Source organism: Streptomyces ossamyceticus, assembly GCF_001418475.1.
GTDB classification, from domain to species: Bacteria; Actinomycetota; Actinomycetes; order Streptomycetales; family Streptomycetaceae; genus Streptomyces; species Streptomyces ossamyceticus.
Genome location: NZ_LIQX01000148.1, coordinates 1 through 21,465 on the forward strand (window position 1 = coordinate 1; position 21,465 = coordinate 21,465).

The 21,465-nt window shown below is 71.3% G+C and carries 18 protein-coding genes; 14 read left to right on the forward strand and 4 right to left on the reverse strand.

Features of this window, described 5'->3' with window-relative positions; genetic code table 11:
* A partial coding sequence (locus tag AOK15_RS12540) for a glycosyltransferase family 2 protein (protein ID WP_055515921.1) occupies positions 1-977 on the reverse strand: 977 nt, incomplete at its 3' end.
* A gap of 198 nt (positions 978-1,175) precedes the next feature.
* Between AOK15_RS12540 and AOK15_RS12545 the strand changes: the two genes are divergently transcribed.
* From AOK15_RS12545 to AOK15_RS42015, 13 genes are all read left to right on the forward strand, one after another.
* The gene (locus tag AOK15_RS12545; RefSeq protein WP_055515923.1) at positions 1,176-2,534 is read left to right on the forward strand and encodes a DUF6716 putative glycosyltransferase; all 1,359 of its coding nucleotides are present in this window, start codon (positions 1,176-1,178) and stop codon (positions 2,532-2,534) included.
* Between the two features lie 35 nt (positions 2,535-2,569).
* A complete protein-coding gene (locus tag AOK15_RS12550; RefSeq protein WP_055515925.1) occupies positions 2,570-3,967 on the forward strand; it encodes an N-acylneuraminate cytidylyltransferase in 1,398 nt (465 codons plus the stop codon).
* A 13-nt stretch (positions 3,968-3,980) separates the two neighbouring features.
* Positions 3,981-4,925, forward strand: coding sequence for an N-acetylneuraminate synthase family protein (locus tag AOK15_RS12555; RefSeq protein WP_055515927.1), 945 nt, complete (start codon positions 3,981-3,983; stop codon positions 4,923-4,925).
* 43 nt (positions 4,926-4,968) lie between these two features.
* Complete coding sequence (locus AOK15_RS12560; protein WP_055515929.1) at positions 4,969-6,132, forward strand: hypothetical protein; 1,164 nt, start codon at positions 4,969-4,971, stop codon at positions 6,130-6,132.
* A 136-nt stretch (positions 6,133-6,268) separates the two neighbouring features.
* On the forward strand, positions 6,269-7,465 hold the full coding sequence (locus AOK15_RS12565) for a low temperature requirement protein A (protein ID WP_055515930.1): 1,197 nt from the start codon (positions 6,269-6,271) through the stop codon (positions 7,463-7,465).
* Positions 7,466-8,127: 662 nt separating this feature from the next.
* On the forward strand, positions 8,128-9,381 hold the full coding sequence (locus AOK15_RS12570; RefSeq protein ID WP_055515932.1) for an amidohydrolase: 1,254 nt from the start codon (positions 8,128-8,130) through the stop codon (positions 9,379-9,381).
* A 396-nt stretch (positions 9,382-9,777) separates the two neighbouring features.
* Entirely contained in the window at positions 9,778-10,836 is a 1,059-nt protein-coding gene (locus tag AOK15_RS12575; RefSeq protein ID WP_055515963.1) for a BMP family lipoprotein, read from the forward strand.
* A gap of 227 nt (positions 10,837-11,063) precedes the next feature.
* Complete coding sequence (locus AOK15_RS12580; protein ID WP_055515934.1) at positions 11,064-12,680, forward strand: ABC transporter ATP-binding protein; 1,617 nt, start codon at positions 11,064-11,066, stop codon at positions 12,678-12,680.
* Complete coding sequence (locus tag AOK15_RS12585; RefSeq protein ID WP_055515936.1) at positions 12,680-13,804, forward strand: ABC transporter permease; 1,125 nt, start codon at positions 12,680-12,682, stop codon at positions 13,802-13,804. Before AOK15_RS12580 ends, AOK15_RS12585 begins: the two co-directional genes overlap by 1 nt.
* Positions 13,801-15,075 (forward strand): ABC transporter permease, encoded by a 1,275-nt coding sequence (locus tag AOK15_RS12590; RefSeq protein WP_055515938.1) that lies wholly within the window; start codon positions 13,801-13,803, stop codon positions 15,073-15,075. The genes AOK15_RS12585 and AOK15_RS12590 overlap by 4 nt, the downstream gene beginning before the upstream one ends.
* Positions 15,072-15,464: a cytidine deaminase gene (locus AOK15_RS12595; RefSeq protein WP_055515939.1), complete on the forward strand. Its 393-nt coding sequence runs from the start codon at positions 15,072-15,074 to the stop codon at positions 15,462-15,464. Before AOK15_RS12590 ends, AOK15_RS12595 begins: the two co-directional genes overlap by 4 nt.
* Positions 15,465-15,565: 101 nt before the next feature.
* On the forward strand, positions 15,566-16,849 hold the full coding sequence (locus AOK15_RS12600) for a thymidine phosphorylase (RefSeq protein WP_055515965.1): 1,284 nt from the start codon (positions 15,566-15,568) through the stop codon (positions 16,847-16,849).
* A 45-nt stretch (positions 16,850-16,894) separates the two neighbouring features.
* Positions 16,895-17,284, forward strand: a complete 390-nt coding sequence (locus AOK15_RS42015) for an STAS domain-containing protein (protein WP_079058448.1) — start codon at positions 16,895-16,897, stop codon at positions 17,282-17,284.
* Here AOK15_RS42015 and AOK15_RS12605 read toward each other — a convergent pair.
* Positions 17,177-18,187, reverse strand: a complete 1,011-nt coding sequence (locus tag AOK15_RS12605) for a sigma-70 family RNA polymerase sigma factor (RefSeq protein ID WP_055515941.1) — start codon at positions 18,185-18,187, stop codon at positions 17,177-17,179. The two genes, AOK15_RS42015 and AOK15_RS12605, sit on opposite strands and share 108 nt — an antisense overlap.
* A gap of 145 nt (positions 18,188-18,332) precedes the next feature.
* Positions 18,333-19,631 (reverse strand): MFS transporter, encoded by a 1,299-nt coding sequence (locus AOK15_RS12610; protein ID WP_055515943.1) that lies wholly within the window; start codon positions 19,629-19,631, stop codon positions 18,333-18,335.
* A 63-nt stretch (positions 19,632-19,694) separates the two neighbouring features.
* Between AOK15_RS12610 and AOK15_RS12615 the strand changes: the two genes are divergently transcribed.
* Positions 19,695-20,657 carry a LysR family transcriptional regulator gene (locus AOK15_RS12615; RefSeq protein ID WP_185093591.1) on the forward strand — a complete coding sequence of 321 codons (963 nt, stop codon included), beginning with the start codon at positions 19,695-19,697 and terminating at the stop codon, positions 20,655-20,657.
* A 17-nt stretch (positions 20,658-20,674) separates the two neighbouring features.
* Here the strand turns inward: AOK15_RS12615 and AOK15_RS12620 are convergent, their stop codons facing one another.
* Positions 20,675-21,445, reverse strand: coding sequence for a prolyl oligopeptidase family serine peptidase (locus AOK15_RS12620; RefSeq protein ID WP_055515948.1), 771 nt, complete (start codon positions 21,443-21,445; stop codon positions 20,675-20,677).
* Between the last annotated feature and the right edge of the window lie 20 nt (positions 21,446-21,465).

Below are 21,465 nucleotides of genomic sequence, written 5' to 3' on the forward strand. Positions count from 1 at the left end.
CACGCGGCGGCCCCCGTCGCGGCGGGGCGGCGGCGCAGCCGACGCAGTCGCGAGGCGCGCTGGATGTCCATGGAGTCGAGCGCCTCGTCCAGTACGTCCTGCGGCATTCGGCGCAACGCGACCGCGCTCATCGACTTGAGTTTCCGTGCCACCGCCGGCTCGAACCTTTCGATGGATCCCAAATGGTGGGAGATAATCGCGCAATATGTGCGCACGGCCTTGGGGAGGAGTTTGTCCGCGTCCCGGTCCCGCGCTGTTTCCGCGATGACCTGGTCGAATGCGCGAATGAAATCGAGCTGGCGTACGTCACCGATCTGGGTCAGCGAAGAGGCGACTCCACGCCGGTAGAAGACGCCCAGCAGCCCCACCGTCGCAAAGGATTCCGCTTCCCGGTGCAGCTTCCAGATCCAGGGCCGGTCCTCCGCCGTACGCAGCCCGTGGGTGAAGTGCAGCAGCCCCCGCTCGACCAGCCGGCGGTGGTAGATACCGGCCCACGCGTACGCGTAGTCGACGGAGGTGGAGCGGTCCGCCGGCAGGATCGCGTCACGCGGGTTCATCACCACGCCCCGCCGCCCGTTGGGCACCCGGTGGACCGAACGGGCCCGCGCGGTGCACTGGACGTGGTCCGTGCGGACGAAGTCGCACCCCAACTCCTCTATCGCGGAGACGAGTTGCGGGTAGTAGCCGGGGGCGAGCCAGTCGTCCCCGTCGAGGAACGTCAGGTACTCGCCACGGGCCTCGTCGATGCCCGTGTTGCGCGCGGTCGCCAGTCCTCCGTTCTGCTCGTGTCTGACATACACGGCGCCCGGCAGCTCGCGCTCCGCGCGCGCGAGGATGTCCGGTGTCTCGTCGCGCGAGCAGTCGTCGACGAGAATGAATTCGAAGTCCTCACGCGCGTTGGCTCTGAGGCTCTTCAGGGTGTCGGGCGCGTATTGCTGCACGTTGTAGAACGGCACGATGACGGAGAGCTTGACCACCCCTGTGACGTTAGGCGGCCCTCCGGCATTCGTCTTGACCACCCGCTTGATGTCAGGTGAACGACGCGTGGCGGTACCGTGAACCAGGCGCATTTCCCGGTGTTCCACGACCCGATTCGCCATTCGTCGACGCGCTGTTAACCCTTTGTTGCATTCGGGTTGGGCCGATCAACGGAATCCCTTCCTAGCGTCTTCGACGTGCCAGCAAGTGCTACGAACAGCCTGCGAGTCGCCGTCCTCGCCGATTCCGACACCCGGTGGAAATGGGGTGCGCTCACCGCGAGCCGCCTCGCCCCCGAGGGTGCGGACATCCACCTGGACGGCTTCCTCCTGCGCGGCCGTGCCACCCCCACCGCCCGCCAGCTCCAGGAGGTCGGGGTCCGCCCCGACTCCCTGCGCGAGGTGACGGGCGTCGAGTTCCTGCGCGCCCTGGGCACGCCGGAGGCGGCCGAGTCGTACGACGTCCTCGTGCTCGCCCTCGTGGGCGGCGGCGTCCAGGCGATGCTGCACGGGCTGCGGCACGCCTGGGGCGCCTGGAGCAGGCGGCCCGTGGTCGTCACCGGCTATGTCGGTGTCGTCTACGAGAAGCTCGCCGACGGTCTGCTGCTGCGCCACGGCGCGGACCTCGTCCTCGCCAACTCCCGCCAGGACGCGGAGCGTTTCCGCGCCGTGTACGAGGGGGTCGGCGCCGACGCCGGCTCGGTCACCGAGGTCGCGCTGCCCTTCCTCGGCGGCGCGCCGTACGAGGGCGCGCCGGCCGCGTCCGCGAAGGGGAGCAGGCCCTACACGGTCGTCTTCGCCGTCCAGCCGTCCGTCCCGGACAACCGCAAGGACCGTACGTACCTGCTGAACCGGCTCATCCGGCACGCCCGGCTGCACCCGGACCGCCAGGTCCTGCTGAAGCTGCGCTCCAAGCCGGGCGAGCACACCACGCACATCGAGGAGCTGCCCTACCAGAAGCTGGCGCAGAACACCGATCTGCCGGCCAACTTCCGCCTGGTCTACGGGCACATGGGCGAGGTCCTCGACGCCACCGACCTGCTCGTCACCGTCAGTTCCACGGCCGCCCTGGAGTCGCTGCACCGCCGGATCCCCACCGTGGTCCTCACCGACCTCGGGATCCGGGAGGCGCTCGGCAACCACCACTTCGTGGGCTCCGGATGCCTGGCCTCCTGGGACCAGCTGGACGCCGGGCACGAGCCGGCGCCCGACCCCGAGTGGGTGGCCCGGCAGGGCGTCGCCGCCGCGGGCACCGCCGCCGGGGGAGGCTCCTACGCCACCGCCTTCGACGCCGCCCGCGACCGCCTCGCCAAGCTGATCGCCGCCGAACTCCCGCCCCTCACGCCGTACTACACCCCCGTCACCGCGCCCGGCTATCTGCCCGGCATCCTCGCCCGCCACCACCTCGGCCCCGACGGCAGCCCCTTGCCGGGGGCGCCCGCCGCCGACCGGCAGGCGGGGCCCGTACGGCAGATCGTGCGCCGGGCGGCACGCGGCGCCTACCGGCACGGGGTGCAGCGCGTGGCACCCGTCATCCGGCGGATGGGGGAGCTGTGAGCCGCCACCCGTCGCCCTCGCAAGGAGCTCCACTGATGTCCCACCCGGAAGCGGACCGAGCGGCCTCCGTCCGCCGCGTCCTCGCCGTCATCCCCGCCCGCGGCGGCTCCAAGGGCGTCCCCGCGAAGAACCTCGCCCCCGTCGGCGGTGTGCCGCTGGTGGCGCGCGCGGTCCGTGAGTGCAGGGCCGCCCGGCTGGTGACCGACGTCGTGGTCTCCACCGACGACCACGCCATCGCCGCCGCCGCCCGCGAGTCCGGTGCCGAGGTCGTCCTGCGGCCCGCCGCCATCGCCGGCGACACCGCCACCTCCGAGGCCGCCGTCCTGCACGCCCTCGACGCCCACGAGGCGCTCCACGGCGCCGCCGTCGACGTGGTCCTCCTCGTCCAGTGCACCAGCCCGTTCATCCTCCGTGAGGACATCGACGGCGTGGCCCGCGCCGTCGTCGAGCACGGTGCCGACACGGCCCTGACGGTCGCCCCCTTCCACGGCTTCCTCTGGCGGGACACGGCGGACGAGTTCGCCGGCGGCGAGGCGCACCGCGTGGACGCGGCGGCGGCCGCCCAGGGGGCGCTCGGCGAGGCGGTCCACGGGGTGCGCGGCGAGGCCGACGCCGCCCGCGCCACCACCGGGCTCGGCGTCGTCCCCGCGGGCGACGACCACCCCGCCCCCGCGGACACCGCCGGCGGCTACGGCGTCAACCACGACAAGTCGTTCCGCCCCCGCCGCCAGGACCGCCCCCAGGACCTGCTGGAGACCGGCGCCGCGTACGCCATGGACGCCGCCGGACTCCGCAAGCACCAGCACCGCTTCTTCGGCCGTACGGAACTCGTCCGCACAGACCCCGCCCGGGTCCTGGAGATCGACGACCCGCACGACCTCGCCCGCGCCCAGGCCCTCGCGCCCCTCTTCGACGCGAACCGGCCCGGCGCCCTCCCCACCTACGACGACATCGACGCCGTAGTCCTCGACTTCGACGGCACCCAGACCGATGACCGGGTGCTGATCGACTCCGACGGACGGGAGTTCGTCTCCGTGCACCGCGGCGACGGACTCGGCATCGCGGCCCTCCGCAGGAGCGGCCTGAAGATGCTGATCCTGTCCACGGAACAGAACCCGGTCGTGGCCGCCCGGGCCCGGAAGCTCAAGATCCCGGTGCTCCACGGCATCGACCGGAAGGACCTCGCCCTGAAGCAGTGGTGCGAGGAACAGGGCATCGCGCCCGAGCGCGTGCTCTACGTCGGCAACGACGTCAACGACCTCCCGTGCTTCGCCCTCGTGGGCTGGCCCGTGGCGGTCGGCAGCGCCCACGACGTCGTGCGCGGCGCCGCACGCGCGGTCACCACCGTCCCCGGTGGTGAAGGCGCGATCCGAGAGATCGCCGGCTGGATCCTCGGTCCCTCTCTCGACTCTCTCGACCCCCTCGACAAGTAAGGAACGTCCCACCATGTCTGCCATCAACTCCCGCCTCCGCACCTTCGGTACCGAGCGCATCGCCGGCCCCGGCCAGCCCGTCTACATCTGCGGCGAGATCGGCATCAACCACAACGGCGAGCTGGAGAACGCCTTCAAGCTGATCGACGTCGCCGCCGAGGCCGGCTGCGACGCCGTCAAGTTCCAGAAGCGCACCCCCGAGATCTGCACCCCCCGCGACCAGTGGGACATCGAGCGCGACACCCCCTGGGGCCGCATGACCTACATCGACTACCGCCACCGCGTGGAGTTCGGTGAGGACGAGTACCGCCAGATCGACGCGTACTGCAAGGAGAAGGGCATCGCCTGGTTCGCCTCCCCGTGGGACACCGAGGCCGTCGCCTTCCTGGAGAAGTTCGACGTCCCCGCCCACAAGGTGGCCTCCGCCTCCCTGACCGACGACGAGTTGCTGCGCGCCCTGCGCGCCACCGGCCGCACGGTCATCCTCTCCACCGGAATGTCCACCCCGAAGCAGATCCGCCACGCGGTCGAGGTCCTCGGCTCGGACAACATCCTGCTCTGCCACGCCACCTCGACGTACCCGGCGAAGGCCGAGGAGCTGAACCTCCGCGTCATCAACACCCTCCAGGCCGAGTACCCGAACGTCCCGATCGGCTACTCCGGCCACGAGACGGGCCTGCAGACCACGCTCGCCGCGGTCGCCCTCGGCGCCACCTTCGTCGAGCGCCACATCACCCTCGACCGCGCGATGTGGGGCTCCGACCAGGCCGCCTCCGTCGAGCCCCAGGGCCTCACCCGCCTGGTCCGCGACATCCGCACCATCGAGGCCTCCCTCGGCGACGGCGTCAAGAAGGTCTACGACTCCGAGCTCGGCCCCATGAAGAAGCTGCGCCGTGTCTCCGGTGTCGTCGCCGAGGCGGAGATCGCGGCGGCGGCGGGCGAGCCGGTCGGCGTCTGACACCTCACCCCCACCCACCAAGGGAAGCGACGGTCGTACGTCGATGAGCCCCCGCGCCGGAACCGCCGGCCCCCACACTCTCGCCTTCGTCGAGAGCCCGGTACAGCTCCTGAACGTGCTGGAGTGGGCACACGCCCACGCCCTCGGCACGCGACAGGCCCCCGGCGCGGGGCCGGCCTCCGAGCCGGGGGCGCCCTCCGGCCTCGCCGCCTCCTACGGTGTCCGACCGTCGCCCGGGGCGTCCGGCACGGGCCTCACCCTGGTCGTCCTGTCGCCCAACGATCCCATGACCCGAGGCCAGTTGCGCCGCATGGCGGAGCTGGCGCGGGACGAGGGCCACGAGGTGCGCTGGGAGGAGGCCCGCGGCGGCGCGGTGGCCCCGTTCCGTACCGTCGGCGGGCTCGCCCCGCTGCTGCGTACCGCGCGCCGTGTCGTCCTGGGCGACCCCTTCTCCCGCTACGTCCAGCTCCTCCTGACGATCACCAGGGCACCGGACGTCGTCGTGGTCGACGACGGCACCGCCACCATGGAGTTCGTCTCCCAGCTGGCCCGTGGCGAACGCCTCGTCCGCTGGCACCGCAAGGGCGGCCGCCCCGGCCCCCGTGACCTGGTCTTCGCCCCGGTCTCCGCGAAGGCCCGCAGACGGCTGACCCCGACCGCCGGCCGGCGCGTCGAGGTCTTCTCCTCCATGCCGATCGACGAGACCCCCGACGGTGTCACCGTCACCGCCAACGACTTCGCCTGGACGCGGGCCCGCTTCGGCCCGCCCCGCATCACCAAGGGCGCGGACCTCGTCGGCACGTCCCTGGTGGAGACCGGCGTGGTGGACGGCGACCGCTACCTCGAAGCCGTGCGTTCCCTCGCCAAGGCCCACGGCGCGACCCGCTACTTCGCCCACCGCCGCGAGAGCGCCGACAAGCTCCACGCCCTCGCGGCCGAGACGGGCCTGGAGATCGTCCGCCCCGACCTCCCCCTCGAACTGATCGCCCGCCGCGGCCCCATCGGCCGCACCATCCTCAGCTTCCCGTCGACCGTGGTCCACACCCTGCCGCTGGCACTGGCGGGCACGGACGTTCGCGTCGCCGTCTGCGACATCGACCCCAGCTGGCTGACCGAGACCGCCTCCCCCCGCGCCCAGGGCTTCCTCTCCGGAGTCACGGGCACGGCGAGGGACGTCCACCGCCTGTCGTCGGTGGCGCCGATCTAGCCGCGCGCCGGGGCAGGCCACGACCGGTCGCCGTACCGCGGTCCCGGCGCATCCGGAGCGCGGGCTTCCCCGGTTATCGTGCCGCGTGGACGGGGCGCGGACGAAGTACCGCCCCCATGGGGGGAGTTGGGGACCAGTGACGACACACGGTGAACACGCCCGGCTGACACCGACGGCGGACGACCACAAGGTCACCCCCGCCGAACTCTTCTTCGACCTGGTCTTCGTCTACGCGATCACCCAGGTCACCGCCCTGATGGCGGACCACCCCACCGCCCTGCGTCTGCTCGGCGGCATGGTCGTCCTGGCCCTCCTTTGGTGGTGCTGGTGCTGCTTCGCCTGGCTCGGCAACGTCGTGCGCGCCGACTCCGGCGGCCTGTTCGCGGTCCTGGTGGCGGTGATGGCCGTCGTCCTGATCGTCTCCATGACGGTCCCCGAGGTGTACGGCGACGCCCCGGGCGGCCTCCCGGCCCCCCTGCTCTTCGTGCTCTGCTACGGCGCGGTCCGCGTCCTGCACCTGACGACGTACTGGATCTCCGACCCTGACGACAAGGCCCTGCGCGCCACCCTGCGCCGTACGGCCCTGCTGTCGGTCCTGCCGCCGTTCGCCCTGTTGCTGCTGGGCGCGGCCTTCGACGGCGTGCCACGGATCCTGATCTGGCTGTCCGCCGTTGCGATCGACTACACGGGCATCTTCATCACGGGCAGGTCGGGCTGGAAGGTCGCCTCCCCGGCGCACTTCTCCGAACGCCACGGCCTGATCGTCATCATCGCGCTGGGCGAGTCGATCGTCGCGATCGGTGTGGGCGTGACCGGCTACCCCGTGACGGTCCCCGTGCTCGTCGCGGCCTCCCTCGGCCTCCTGGTCGCGGCCGCGCTGTGGCACCTGTACTTCCACGGGGTGAGCGAGCCCCCGGAACACCGCCTCGCCGCACTGACCGGCGACGACCGCACGGTCCTGGCCCGCGACGTCTACACGTTCCTCCACCTGCCCCTGGTGGCGGGCGTGGTGATCACCGCCCTCGGCATGAAGAAGACGCTCCACCAGGTCGCCGACACCGGCCACTACGGCCTGAGCGAGCCGTTGCACGGCATGCCGGCGTGGGCCCTCGCGGGCGGGGCGGGCCTCTTCCTCCTCGGCTCGGCCGCGATCCTGCTCCGCACGACGGGCCGCCGCTCCCCGTCCCTCCTCATCGGCGCCGCGGCCTGCCTGGCGGCGGGGCCCGCGGTGAGCCTGGTCCCGGCGTTGGCGTCCCTGGCGGCTCTGGCAGCCGGACTCTCTGGCCTGCTGGTGGCCCATGGCCGCCCGCCGGGGGCGGTCGGGGAGGGGTGAGGCCAGGGCCGGCGGCCGCCGACGGCGGGCACGGACAGACGAGTGGGCCGCGCGTGCGCGGGTCCTCTGGGTCCGCAGGCCCGCGTGTCAGCGGTAGCCCGGTTGCCTGGCCGTGCAGAGACGGGCCCGGTATTCCGCCTGTCCGTACCCGTACATCGACCCTCCGAACCGGCGACCGCGGGCCCCCGTCCAGCCGCGCCCCGCGACCCCCACCACCGCCGCCACCTCTGGTGACCCTGGTCACGTTCGCCACTGAATTCCCGCCTCACATCCCCTGCCCGTACCAGGTGAGTCTCGCCCGAAGTAATCGAACGATCACCCACCGGAGGTGCTTTCGGCGCATCAGGGCGCTCGGAACGTGGTATCCGTGGAACATGGGAAACGTTCGGGGACCCCTGGACGTTTAGACGATGGGATTCGCGGGCAACCCCCGGCGTTCCCGGAGGGGCGCCCCGGTCATCCCGGCGGGTCCCGTTCGGCGCCGCGCCGATCGAGTCCCGTCCCTGTGGTCTGCCCGCCCCGAAAGGCGGACGGGTATACCCATCCGTGCCAATACGTATGCGGTGTGCGGCCAGAAATCTTCCCCTTACGGGCTGATTTTTTGTTGATCGAGGGTTAGAAGGTCGCTCGATCGCCCTACCCTTCAGAGGGTGAACCAACTGATGTCCCGAGAGTCCGAGGCCGATCTGCCCGGGGAAGCCGAAGCCGCCCTCCCCGGCACCCTGCCCGAAGCCCTGCGTGCCGAACTCGTCGCGTTCCGCCGCGACTTGCACATGCACCCGGAGCTCGGCAACCAGGAGTTCCGCACGACCGCCGCGATCAAGGCCCGCCTGGAGAAGGCAGGGCTCCGACCGCGTGTGCTCGACAGCGGAACCGGACTCATCTGTGACATCGGAGACTGGGACGGCGGCCGGCCCCGCCTCGCGATGCGCGCCGACATCGACGCGCTGCCCATCCCGGACACCAAGGTGGACTGCGAGTACCGCTCCACCGTCCCGGACCGCGCCCACGCCTGCGGCCACGACGTGCACACCACCGTCGTGCTCGGCGCCGGGCTCGTCCTCGCCGACCTGCACCGCAAGGGGCAGCTGCCGCGCCCCGTACGGCTGATCTTCCAGCCCGCCGAGGAGGTCCTCCCCGGCGGCGCGGGCGACGTGATCAAGAGCGGCGCACTTGACGGCGTAGGACGGATCATCGCCGTGCACTGCGACCCGAGGGTCGACGCCGGACGCATCGGTCTGCGCCACGGTCCCATCACCTCGGCCTGCGACCGCCTGGAGATCGCCCTCGACGGCCCCGGCGGCCACACCGCGCGCCCCCACCTGACCACCGACCTCGTCACGGCCGCCGCCCGCGTCGTCACCGACGTGCCGGCGCTCGTCGCCCGCCGGGTCGACGCCCGCAGCGGACTCTCCGTGACCTGGGGCCGCGTCGAGTCCGGCCACGCCCCGAACGTGATCCCGCAGCACGCCGAGCTCTCCGGCACCGTGCGCTGCCTGGACATCAACGCCTGGCGGCAGGCGCCCGACCTGGTGCACGAGGCGATCGCCGAGGTCGCGACCCTGCACCGCGCCAAGTCCGAGATCAACTACGTTCGGGGTGTCCCGCCGGTCGTCAACGACCCCGTCGTCACCGAGCTGATCCACGACGCCATGGTCGCCCGCCGCGGCGCCACGGCCGTCGAGGACACCGAGCAGAGCCTCGGCGGCGAGGACTTCTCCTGGTACCTGGAGCACGTCCCCGGCGCCATGGCCCGCCTGGGTGTCCGCCGCGCGGGCGACCTCACGGTCCGCGACCTCCACCAGGGCGACTTCGACGCGGACGAGCACGCCATCACCGTGGGCGTCGAGCTGTTCACCGCAGCCGCCCTCCTGGACGCCCGGATGCAGGTCCTCGACACGGCCGCGACCTCCTAGAGGGGCCGGGGGCGGGTGTCGACGTCCCGCCCGGCACGGACGTCCCGCACGGCACCCCGGCGCACGGCCTCCACGGACTCGGTACCCGATCCGCACCCCCTCCGGTTGCGGCGCCCCCGCCCTCGCGGCAGCCTGGTGCGCGTGTCGTACGGCCCCCGTACGGCGCGCGCACCGTCACGCTTAAGTCACCCCGCAGACACGGAACGCGAGGGACCTGCGAAGGGCTCTGCCCCAAGCGTCCCTTTCGATCCCATGGTTCACGAGGACGTAACCGGCCATCGGCACGAATGGATAACGGCCAGTCGAAACCCCGTTCCCAGGAGTGTCTACGCGCGTTAATGTGCGCCGAACTGAGCACCCGGCTGCGGGGCTTTGGAGAAGATGGGGAACTTCAAGATGCGTCGGATTTCCAAACTGACCCGCGTCGCGGTGGGGGTCGCGTCGCTGGCGCTCGCCGCCACGGCCTGTGGCGGGACCAGCAGCGAGAGCGGCAACGGCGGCGACGGCGAGAGCAAGGGCACCAAGGGCCTCGCGATCGCGTACGACATCGGCGGCAAGGGCGACCAGTCCTTCAACGACGCGGCGTACGCGGGCCTGCAGAAGGCCGAGAAGGAGTTCGGCTACAAGACGGCCGACATCGAGCCCACCGAGGGCGAGACGGACGCCGACAAGCAGCAGCGCCTGGTCTCCCTGGCCAAGCAGGGCTACAACCCGGTCATCGGCGTCGGCTACGCGTACGCGACCGCCGTGAAGGAGGCCGCCGAGCAGTACCCGGACACCACCTTCGGCATCGTGGACGACTCCACCGTCCAGCTGAAGAACGTGGCCGACCTGGTCTTCTCCGAGGAGCAGGCCTCGTACCTCGCGGGCGTCGCGGCCGCCAAGAGCACCAAGACGAACGTGGTCGGCTTCGTGGGCGGCGTGGACATCCCGCTGATCCACAAGTTCCAGGCCGGCTTCGAGCAGGGCGTCAAGGACACCAACTCCAAGGCCAAGGTGCTGACCCAGTACCTCACTCAGACGGCCGAGGAGGGCGGCTTCTCCAGCCCCGACAAGGGCAAGTCGGCCGCCGAGGGCCAGATCGAGAAGAAGGCCGACGTCGTGTACGCGGCGGCCGGTCTGTCCGGTCAGGGCGTGATCGAGGCCGCCGCCGCCAACAAGGTGTGGGCGATCGGCGTCGACTCCGACCAGTACAAGCAGGAAGCCCTCGCGAAGTACAAGGACTCGATCCTGACCTCGGCGATGAAGGACGTCGCCAAGGCGGTGTACAACCTGGCGAAGTCGGTCGAGGACGGCAAGCCCGAGACCGGTATCGTCAGGGGCGATCTGAAGAGCGGTGAGGTCGGCCTCGCCGTCTCGAACCCCACGTTCAAGGACGACACCAAGCTCCAGGAGGCCCTCGAGACGGCCAAGGAGAAGATCATCAGCGGCGAGATCAAGGTCAAGACCAGCTGAGCCAGCAGAACCTCGAGCAGACACGCGACCCCGGGGGAGTGCGGCCGTGCGGGAGCCGTACATCCGGCCCGCACCTCCCCGGAGCCGCTGGTAACCGCGGGGTTACGTCCGCTCAACGGGGTACGGGGAGCCTGGCTCCCTGTACCCCGTTGTCTCGGGCGTCGCCCCTTTCGATGCCGTAGGGGCGCTACGCGCGTAGACGACCCCCTTTCCCAGGAGAGTGCGCCATCAACGCGTCCAGCAGCCCTCCGGCCGACGCGGCGGTCAACGGTCAGGCGACCGCCGTCGAACTCGCCGGGATCACCAAGCGATTCCCCGGCGTGGTGGCCAACCACGACATCCACCTCACCGTCCGCAAGGGCACCGTCCACGCCCTCGTCGGTGAGAACGGCGCCGGCAAGTCGACCCTGATGAAGATCCTCTACGGCATGCAGAAGCCGGACGAGGGCACCATCGCGGTCGACGGCCACCAGGTGAGCTTCTCGTCCCCCGCCGACGCCATCGCGCGCGGCATCGGCATGGTGCACCAGCACTTCATGCTGGCCGACAACCTCACCGTTCTGGAGAACGTGGTCCTCGGCAGCGAGAAGCTCCACGGCATCGGCGCCAAGGCCCGCCGCACGATCAAGGAGATCTCCGACCGCTACGGCTTCGGGGTCCGCCCCGACGTCCTCGTGGAGGAACTCGGCGTCGCCGAGCGCCAGCGCGTGGAGATCCTCAAGGTCCTCTACCGCGGCGCCCGCACCCTGATCCTCGACGAGCCCACCGCCGTGCTGGTGCCGCAGGAGGTCGAGGCGCTCTTCGTCAACCTGCGCGAGCTCAAGGCACAGGGCCTGTCGGTCATCTTCATCTCCCACAAGCTGGGTGAGGTGCTGTCGGTCGCCGACGAGATCACCGTCATCCGGCGCGGCACGACCGTCGGTACGGCCGTCCCCGCCGAGACCACCCCGCGCCAGCTCGCCGAGCTGATGGTCGGCAGCGAACTGCCCACCCCGGAGACCGCCGAGTCCACGGTCACCGACCGCGCCGTCCTGAGCGTCGACAAGCTGCGGCTCGCGGCGCCCGGCGGCAAGGCCCTCCTGGACGACATCAGCTTCACCATCCACGCGGGCGAGGTCCTCGGCCTCGCCGGTGTCGAGGGCAACGGCCAGACCGAGCTGATCGACGCGCTGATCGGCCTGAAGGCCGCCGACTCCGGCACCATCCGGCTGGCCGACGACGAGATCACCACGTGGCCCACCCGCAGGCGCCGTGAGCAGGGCGTCGGCTACATCCCCGAGGACCGCCACCGGCACGGTCTGCTCCTGGAGGCACCCCTCTGGGAGAACCGTATCCTCGGCCATGTGACCGAGCGGCCCAACGCCAAGGGCGTCTGGCTCGACCCGAAGGCCGCCCAGGAGGACACGCGCCGGATCGTCGCCGAGTACGACGTCCGCACCCCCGGCATCGACGTCACCGCCGCCTCCCTGTCCGGCGGCAACCAGCAGAAGCTGATCGTCGGCCGCGAGATGAGCCACCAGCCGCGCTTCCTGATCGCCGCCCACCCCACCCGCGGTGTGGACGTCGGCGCGCAGGCCCAGATCTGGGACCAGATCCGGCAGGCCCGCCGCGAGGGTCTGGCCGTGCTGCTGATCTCCGCCGACCTCGACGAGCTGATCGGCCTGTCCGACACCCTCCGGGTGATCTACAACGGCAAGCTGGTCGCGGACGCCGACCCGGCCACCATCACCCCGGAGGAGCTCGGCTCCGCCATGACCGGTGCCGCCACCGGCCACCTCGAACACGAAGAGACCCCCGAGACGCAGGGCTTGGCCCCCGAGTCTCCGGAAGGCGAGGCCCGCTGATGAAGAAGTTCGACAAGGAGCGGGTGCTCCTCGCGGTGGCCGGGCCGGTCCTCGCGCTCGCCGTCGCCTTCGTGCTGACCGCGATCGTGCTGCTCGCGTCCGGCAAGAACCCGGTCGAGCCGTTCACGATCATGTTCGAGCAGGCGTCGTTCTCGGACATCCAGGTCCGGATCGTCAACCAGGCGTCGCTGTACTACATCGCGGCCCTCGCGGTGGCCATCGGCTTCCGCATGAATCTGTTCAACATCGGTGTCGACGGCCAGTACCTGCTCGGCGCCATGATGGCCGCGATCGTCGGCGCCCACATGGACCTGCCCGCGTTCCTCCAGGTCCCGCTGCTGATGCTCACGGCGATCTGCACCGGTGCCTTCTGGGCCGGCATCGTCGGTGTCCTCAAGGTCACCCGCGGGGTCAGCGAGGTCGTCGCGTCGATCATGCTCAACGCGATCGCGACCTCGATCATCGGCTACCTCTGGCTGCCGAACGTCTTCGGCGTCAAGGTCGGCAACAACAACACCACCGGTGAGATGGCCGAGTCCGGCTGGGTTCCCGGTATCGACATGGGGGCCGCCGGCGAGATCTACGGCCTGGTCCTCCTCGCCGTCGCGCTCGGCGTCGGCTACTGGGTCGTCATCAACCGCACCCGCTTCGGCTTCGACCTGCGCGCCTCCGGCGCCTCGGAGACGGCCGCCGCGGCCAGCGGTGTCGACCCCAAGCGGATGATCCTCACCGCGATGCTGATCTCCGGCGGTGTCGCCGGCCTCGCGGGTCTGCCGATCCTGCTCGGCGACACCCACACCTACAGCCTCAACTTCCCCACCGGCATCGGCTTCCTCGGCATCGGTATCGCCCTGCTGGGCCGCAACAGCCCCGTGGGCATCGCCTTCGCGTCCCTGCTGTGGGCCTGGCTCGACAAGGCGTCGCCGGAGCTTGACTTCCACGGCTACGACAAGGAGATCGCGGTCATCATGCAGGGTCTGATCGTGCTCTCGGTCGTGGTCTCCTACGAGACCGTCCGTGAGTGGGGCCTGCGCCGCCAGCAGCGCCGCGTCGGTGCCGAGCTCGCCGCCGGGAACGTCCTCGGCGCGGACAACAACGTCAAGAAGGAGGTGGCTGGCCGATGACCACGAGCACCACCGCGACCGACCTCAACCAGCCCTCGCTGGAGCCCACCGCCCGCACCGGGCGGAAGATGTCGCTGCCCGTGCTGCTGCTGGTCATCTCCGGCGTCCTGGCACTCACCTCGCTCGTCCGCATCATCACCGGCGCGAACGGCATCACCAACGTCAGCCAGATGTCCACCGCGCTGGAGCTCGCCGTCCCGATCGGCCTCGCCGGTCTCGGCGGTCTGTGGGCCGAGCGCTCGGGCGTGGTCAACATCGGCCTCGAAGGCATGATGATCCTCGGCACCTGGTTCGGTGCCTGGGCCGGTTTCCAGTACGGCCCGTGGACCGGCGTCCTCGTCGGCATCGCCGGCGGCGCGATCGGCGGCCTGCTGCACGCCTTCGTCACCGTCACCTTCAACGTCAACCACATCGTCTCCGGTGTGGCCATCAACATCCTGGCCCTCGGCGCCACCCGCTACCTCGCCCCGCTGGCCTTCGAGGGCCACCAGGGCGGTTCCGCCAAGCAGTCCCCGCCGGTCGAGTCCATCGGCGACTTCACCATCCCCGGACTGTCGGACGCGCTGACGGAACTCAACTCCAAGGGCTGGTTCTTCATCTCGGACCTCGCCGGCCTGCTCGGCGGTCTGGTCACCAACGTCTCGTGGCTGACCCTCGTCGCCGTCGCCCTGATCCCCGCCACCTGGTGGATCCTGTGGCGCAGCGCCTTCGGCCTGCGGCTGCGCTCCTGCGGTGAGAACCCGGTCGCCGCCGAGTCCCTCGGTGTCAACGTCTACAAGTACAAGTACATCGCCGTGATCATCTCCGGCGGTCTGGCCGGCCTCGGCGGAGCCTTCCTCTCCATCGTCGCCAACCCCTTCTACCTGGAGGGCCAGACCAGCGGCCGCGGCTTCATCGGCCTCGCCGCGATGATCTTCGGCAACTGGATGCCGGGCGGCCTCGCCCTCGGCGCCGGCCTGTTCGGCTACACCGACAGCCTCAACCTGCGCGGCGGCTCGGAGAACGTCCACGCGCTGCTGCTGCTCGGCGCGCTGCTGCTGCTCATCGGCGCGATCTGGCTCGCGGTCCGCAAGAAGTACGTCCAGGCCCTGATCACCGCCGTCATCGGCGTCCTGGTGTACGCCTGGTACGCCACCACCAACGAGGTCCCGAACCAGGTCGTCGCCGCGACCCCGTACGTCATCACCCTGATCGTCCTCGCGCTCTCCGCACAGCGGCTGCGGATGCCGAAGGCGGACGGCCTGCCGTACCGGAAGGGACAGGGCAAGTGACCGCCGTCGACTGGGAGAAGCTGCGTACGGTGGCCCGGGACGCCATGTCCCGGGCGTACGCCCCGTACTCCGGCTACCCGGTCGGCGTGGCCGCCCTCGTCGACGACGGCCGGATCGTCTCGGGCTGCAACGTCGAGAACGCCTCCTACGGGCTCGGCCTGTGCGCGGAGTGCGGGCTCGTCTCGGAGCTGCAGAACAGCGGCGGTGGCCGCCTCACGCACTTCACCTGCGTGGACGGCAAGGGCGAGGTCCTCGTCCCGTGCGGCCGCTGCCGGCAGCTGCTGTACGAGTTCGGCGGCCCGGATCTGCTGCTGGAGACCCCCGCGGGGATCCTCCCTCTCTCGGAGATGCTGCCCCAGGCCTTCGGCCCGGACCATCTCACCAAGTAACTCCCGTGCGGCCCCTCCTGACGACCGGTCGGAGGGGCCGCTCCCTTTCCGATCCGCACCGGGTCGCTTTCGGAACCTTCGAAAGGAAAGCCATGACTGTGTTGTCGATGGACGCCATCTCCGTGATCCGCACCAAGCGGGACCGCGGTGAGCTGAGCGACGAGCAGATCGACTGGGTCATCGACGCGTACACCCGCGGGGAGGTCGCCGACTACCAGATGGCCGCCCTGAACATGGCGATCCTGCTCAACGGCATGAACCGCCGCGAGATCGCCCGCTGGACGGCCGCGATGATCGCCTCCGGCGAGCGCATGGACTTCTCGTCGCTGTCCCTGCCGACCGCCGACAAGCACTCCACCGGCGGCGTCGGCGACAAGATCACCCTCCCGCTGGCGCCCCTGGTCGCGGCCTGCGGCGCGGCCGTCCCCCAGCTCTCCGGCCGCGGCCTCGGCCACACCGGCGGCACCCTCGACAAGCTGGAGTCCATCCCCGGCTGGCGCGCTCTCCTCTCCAACGAGGAGATGCTGTCCGTGCTGGACGGCGTGGGCGCGGTGATCTGCGCGGCGGGCGACGGCCTGGCCCCCGCCGACAAGAAGCTGTACGCGCTCCGCGACGTCACCGGCACCGTCGAGGCCATCCCGCTGATCGCCTCCTCGATCATGTCGAAGAAGATCGCGGAGGGCACCGGCTCCCTGGTCCTCGATGTGAAGGTCGGCAGCGGCGCCTTCATGAAGACCATCGAGGACGCCCGTGAGCTGGCCTCCACGATGGTCGGCCTGGGCACGGACCACGGTGTGAAGACCGTGGCGCTCCTGACGGACATGTCCACCCCGCTGGGCCTGACCGCCGGCAACGCGCTGGAGGTCCGCGAGTCGGTCGAGGTCCTCGCGGGCGGCGGCCCGGCGGACGTCGTCGAGCTGACGATCGCGCTGGCCCGCGAGATGCTCGACGCGGCCGGCGTGAAGGACGCCGACCCGGCGAAGGCGCTGGCCGACGGCTCCGCCATGGACGCCTGGCGCCGCATGATTGCGGCCCAGGGCGGCGACCCCGACGCGGAACTGCCCACCTCCCGCGAGCAGCACATCGTCAAGGCCCCCGCCTCGGGCGTCCTGACCCGCCTCGACGCCTACGACATCGGCATCGCCGCCTGGCGTCTCGGCGCCGGCCGCGCCCGCAAGGAGGACCCGGTCCAGGCCGCCGCCGGCGTCGAGATGCACGCCAAGCCCGGCGACACCGTCACCGAGGGCCAGCCCCTGCTCACCCTGCACACGGACACCCCCGAGCGCTTCTCCTACGCGCTGGAGGCCGTCCAGGGCTCGTACGACATCGCCGCCGCGGGCACGCCGTTCACCCCGAACCCGATCGTGCTGGACCGCATCGCCTGAGCGGGCGGCCCTGCCACTGTCGACGCCGCTGTCGTCGTGTCCGCGATGAGTTCCGGGGACCGGTCCGGTCTACCGGTCGTGGATGCGACGACACCCGCCGTACTCGTGCTGCCAGGCCCCGTCACCCGGGACGAGGTGCCCCGGCTCTGTGACGAGGTGCGCGCACGATTGGAGGCGGACCGGGCGGGCGGGGTGGTGGTGTGCGACGTCGCCGGGATCGGGCCGCCCGGGCTGGGAGCCGTCGACCTGCTGGCCCGGTTGCAACTCACGGCGAGACGGGCCGGGGGCCGCATACGGCTGCGGGACCCCGCTCCCGCGCTGTGCGCGCTACTGCGCCTGGTCGGGCTTGCCCTCGATGTGGAGGGGCAGGTCGAAGAGGGGGAACCAGCGCGCCGTGTCCAGGAAGCAGTGGAACCCGGCGATCCGGCTCTCTGACATCTCCAGCACCTGCACGGCCCAGGCGGTGAATCCGCCCTTCTCCTCGTCGGGCTTGTACTGAGCGAAGCCCGGCAGGCCGTTCACCGCGACGGGCACCAGGTGCGAGCCGGCGCAGGCGGCACCCAGCGTGGTCATGAACCCGGTGATGTCACTCGTGCCGGTCAGCCACAGGTCGAACGGCGGCATCGTCATCACCGCGTCCTCGTGCAGCAGGGCCGTCAGCGCCGTCATGTCGTACCCCTCGAAGGCGGCGACATAGCGCTCCAGCAGCTTCTGCTGCTCCTCGTCGAGCGGGTCGGAGACATCGCCCTCGGCGACCCGGCCGTCGCCGTCGCCGAGGGTGGCGCGGGCCCGCTGGAGCGCGCTGTTCACCGAGGCGACCGAGGTGTCCAGCAGCTCGGCGACCTCGCTCGCCTTCCACGCGAGCACCTCGCGCAGGATGAGCACCGCCCGCTGCTTGGCGGGCAGCTTCTGCAGGGCGGCCACGAAGGCCAGCCGCACGGACTCCTTGGCCACGGCCGCCTCCGCCGGGTCGGCGGTCGTCGGCAGCACCCGGGCGTCCGGGACGGGCTCCAGCCAGGTGTTGTCGGGGCGGGGGGCGAGGGCGGCCTGGGCGAGGGGCGTCGACTCGGTGAGATCCATGGGACGGGCCCTCTTGTTCCCCGCGGTCAGCATGTCCAGGCAGACGTTCGTCGCGATGCGGTACAGCCAGGAGCGCAGGGAGGAGCGGCCCTCGAACTTCTCGTAGCTGCGCCAGGCCCGGATCATGGTGTCCTGCACGGCGTCCTCCGCCTCGAAGGACGAGCCGAGCATCCGGTAGCAGTACCCGGTCAGCTCGACCCGGTGCTTCTCCAGCCGGACGTCCAGATCCGCCGTCACCGTCGCCGTACCGTCGCTCATGGCCAACCCACCCCTGTGGCTCATTCCGTCACACGCACCAGTGCGCGCCAACACTTCGGAAGCTACCGCAGCCCACTGACAATGGCCCCCGGAGCGGAAGAAGGGCCAGGTCAGCGGGGAGTGGTGGAACGGGGTGGAGGGGACGTCAGACGGTGGCGAGCCTCCGCTGCACACGAGCCGCACGCGACCCCACCACGGTGATCGCCACGACGCCCAGCACGGCCAGCAGCCCCATGGACACGGTCCCGAGCCAGCCGCCCGCGTGGAACGCCATCGCGCCGAGCGTGCTGCCCGCGCTGGACCCCACGTAGTAGGCCGACTGGTAGAGCGCGGACGCCTGCGCCCGGCCCTCCTTCGCCGTGTGGCTGACCGCCGACGACGCCACCGCGTGCCCGGCGAAGAACCCGGCGGTGATCAGCACCAGCCCGATCAGCACCAGCGGCAGCGAACCGGACAGCGAGACCAGCAGACCGGCGGTCGTCGTACCGCCCGCCAGGTACAGCGCGCCCCGCCGACCCAGCCGTGCCACCAGCTTCCCCGCGGTGGAGGCGGACACCGTGCCGACCAGGTACACCAGGAAGATCGACCCGATGACCCCCTGCGGCAGCGAGAACGGGCTGTCGGTCAGCCGGTAGCCGATGACCGTGTACACGGCGCCGAAGACGGTCATGAAGAGCGCGCCGATGGCGTACAGCCGCCGCAGCAGCGGGTCGCCGAGGTGCGAACGGACCGTGCGAGCCAGCACCGCCGGCCGCAGCGACCCCGCCACGAAGTGCCTCGGCGCGGGCAGCAGCAGACGAAAGGCCACCGCGCACCCCACCGCGATCAGGCCGAGCACACCGAGCGCGACCCGCCAGCCCCACTCCTGCGCGACCCAGCCGGTCACGATCCGTCCGCTCATACCGCCGACGCTGTTGCCGGCGACGAACAGACCGATCGCGGTGACGAGGGCCTTGGGGCGGACCTCCTCGGCGAGATAGGCGGTCGCCGAGGCCGGCACCCCGGCCAGCGCCGCGCCCTGCACGGCGCGCAGCACCACCAGCGCGCCCAGCGAGGGCGCGAAGGGGATCAGCAGCCCGACCGTGACCGCGACCGCCAGCGACGCCGTCATCACCGCGCGCCGCCCGAACCGCTCCGACAGCGCGCTCATCGGCAGCACGAACAGCGCCAGCGCACCGGTCGCCGCCGAGACCGTCCAGCTCGCCGCGCTCGCCGTGCCCCCGAAGTCGGTCGAGATCAGCGGCAGCAGGGCCTGCGTGGAGTAGAGGAGGGCGAAGGTGGCGACTCCCGCGAGGAACAGCGCCAGGCTCATCCGGCGGTAGCCGGGACCTCCCGGCGCCACACGGGAATCGGCGGCCTCACGGGCGGTGGGGACGGACGGCGTGCGGGGGACGACTGGGACGGCGCCCACGGTGGTGGACGCCTCGGTACTGGCGGAAGGCATGCCTCGAAACTACGTACGCCGTTATTCATCCGTCCAATGCATGGAACCCCCATAATCGTTCCCGTGATGCATCAGCAAAGGTCAGAGCCCCGGCTGTCACCGTCCGGTGACACAGAAGACATCGAGGACATCGTCCTGCGGCTCGCCCCCCGCCTCGCCTACTTCGCCGGTGTCGCCCGCACCGAGCACGTCACCCGGGCCGCGCAGGAGATGCAGGTCCCGCAGTCGACCCTGTCGCGGGCCATGGTCCGGCTCGAACAGGACCTGGGCGTCGACCTGTTCGCCCGCCGCGGCCGCACGGTGTCCCTCACCCATGCGGGCCGCACCTTCCACGCCTCCGTGGAACGCGCCCTCGCCGAGATCGAGCGGGCCGCCGACGAGGTGCGCGCCGACGCCGACCCGGCCACCGGCAAGGTCGCCTTCGGCTTCCTGCACACCATGGGCGCCGAGACGGTCCCCGGCCTCCTCCATGCCTTCCGCGCCGAGCACCCCCGCGTCCGCTTCAGCCTCGTCCAGAACTACGGCGAGGCCATGATCGAGCGCCTGCGCGCGGGCGAACTCGACCTCTGCCTCACCTCACCCGTCCCGGACGCCCCCGACCTCGTCGCCCGCCGCCTGGACGAGCAGAAGCTCCGCCTCGTCGTCCCCGCCGACCACCGCCTCGCCGCCCGCAAACGCGTCCGCCTCGCCGAGGCCGCCGACGAAACGTTCGTCACCCTCGAACCCGGCTACGGCATGCGGCGCATCACCGACGACCTCTGCAAACAGGCGGGCTTCAAGCCCCGTATCGCGTTCGAGGGCGAGGAGGCCGAGACACTGCGCGGCCTCGTCGCCGCGGGCCTGGGCGTCGCCCTGCTGCCCCCGCCGGCCGTCCCGAGGCCGGGCGTCGTGGAACTGACGGTCACCGCACCCCGAGCGGCCCGGGAGATCGGCGTGGCCTGGCTGGCCGGCCACCCGGACACACCCCCGGTGGCCGCCTTCAAGAAGTTCCTGCTGTCGAGGAAGGGCCGTCTCCTGCACGACTGATCGCGTGCGGGAGGAGCTCAGCCGCCCCACCGGGAGCGGGCCGCCCCGAAGCCGGAGGCCAGCGGCATGCGCAGGCCCAGCGGCGGCGGCGCGGCGAGCGCGTCCTCCACGGGGCGCGCGAACGCCCGCCCGAACAGCACACCCATCACGAAGTCCGAGGCGAGCGCGTGCACCTCGTCGCGGTACTGCGTCAGCCCGTGCCGGTCCGCGTGCACCTCGAACCGGCAGATGTCGGGGTTCGTCTTCTTCGCGCGCGCGGCGAACCGGAACGACAGCTCGGGGTCGACCCGTTCGTCGTTCGTGCCGTGCACGATCAGCACCCGCCGACCGGCGAGCTGTTTCACCGGTTCGGGCGTCGCCGCCGCGTCCTCCTCGGGCAGCCAGGGAGCGATCGCCAGCACGGAGTTGACGGCGTCGTGCCCCCCGGCGTGCAGCGCGGCGCGCGCCCCCATGTGCAGCCCCACCAGGCACACCGGCACGTCCCCGTACCGCCGGACCACCTCGTCCGCGGCCCACTCGGCGTCCCGTGCGAGCCGCGCCTCCGTGCCGTTCCAGCCGCGGTGGCGGTAGTGCACGACATGGGCCGCCAGACCCTCGTCACGTCCCGCGCGGACCAGCCGGCGCCCCAGGGCACGTACGGAGGCGGTGGCGACCATGGGGGAGGGTCTGCGGAGGGAAGCCTCGTCGCCGGCCGGGAGAAGCAGGACCACCGCGCCGACCGTGCTGGGCTCCGGGCCGAACGTCCGCCCAAGTCGGGGCGTCCGTACCGGCATTGCTTGCTGCGCCATGACAGAACAGTGTCAGAAGA

Coding starts and splice junctions, on each gene's coding strand:
- AOK15_RS12550 (WP_055515925.1), top strand. CDS start 2,570: ATGTCCCACCCGGAAGCGGACCGAGCGGCCTCCGTCCGCCGCGTCCTC.
- AOK15_RS12555 (WP_055515927.1), top strand. CDS start 3,981: ATGTCTGCCATCAACTCCCGCCTCCGCACCTTCGGTACCGAGCGCATC.
- AOK15_RS12560 (WP_055515929.1), top strand. CDS start 4,969: ATGAGCCCCCGCGCCGGAACCGCCGGCCCCCACACTCTCGCCTTCGTC.
- AOK15_RS12570 (WP_055515932.1), top strand. CDS start 8,128: ATGTCCCGAGAGTCCGAGGCCGATCTGCCCGGGGAAGCCGAAGCCGCC.
- AOK15_RS12575 (WP_055515963.1), top strand. CDS start 9,778: ATGCGTCGGATTTCCAAACTGACCCGCGTCGCGGTGGGGGTCGCGTCG.
- AOK15_RS12585 (WP_055515936.1), top strand. CDS start 12,680: ATGAAGAAGTTCGACAAGGAGCGGGTGCTCCTCGCGGTGGCCGGGCCG.
- AOK15_RS12590 (WP_055515938.1), top strand. CDS start 13,801: ATGACCACGAGCACCACCGCGACCGACCTCAACCAGCCCTCGCTGGAG.
- AOK15_RS42015 (WP_079058448.1), top strand. CDS start 16,895: ATGAGTTCCGGGGACCGGTCCGGTCTACCGGTCGTGGATGCGACGACA.
- AOK15_RS12605 (WP_055515941.1), bottom strand. CDS start 18,187: ATGAGCGACGGTACGGCGACGGTGACGGCGGATCTGGACGTCCGGCTG.
- AOK15_RS12610 (WP_055515943.1), bottom strand. CDS start 19,631: ATGCCTTCCGCCAGTACCGAGGCGTCCACCACCGTGGGCGCCGTCCCA.
- AOK15_RS12620 (WP_055515948.1), bottom strand. CDS start 21,445: ATGGCGCAGCAAGCAATGCCGGTACGGACGCCCCGACTTGGGCGGACG.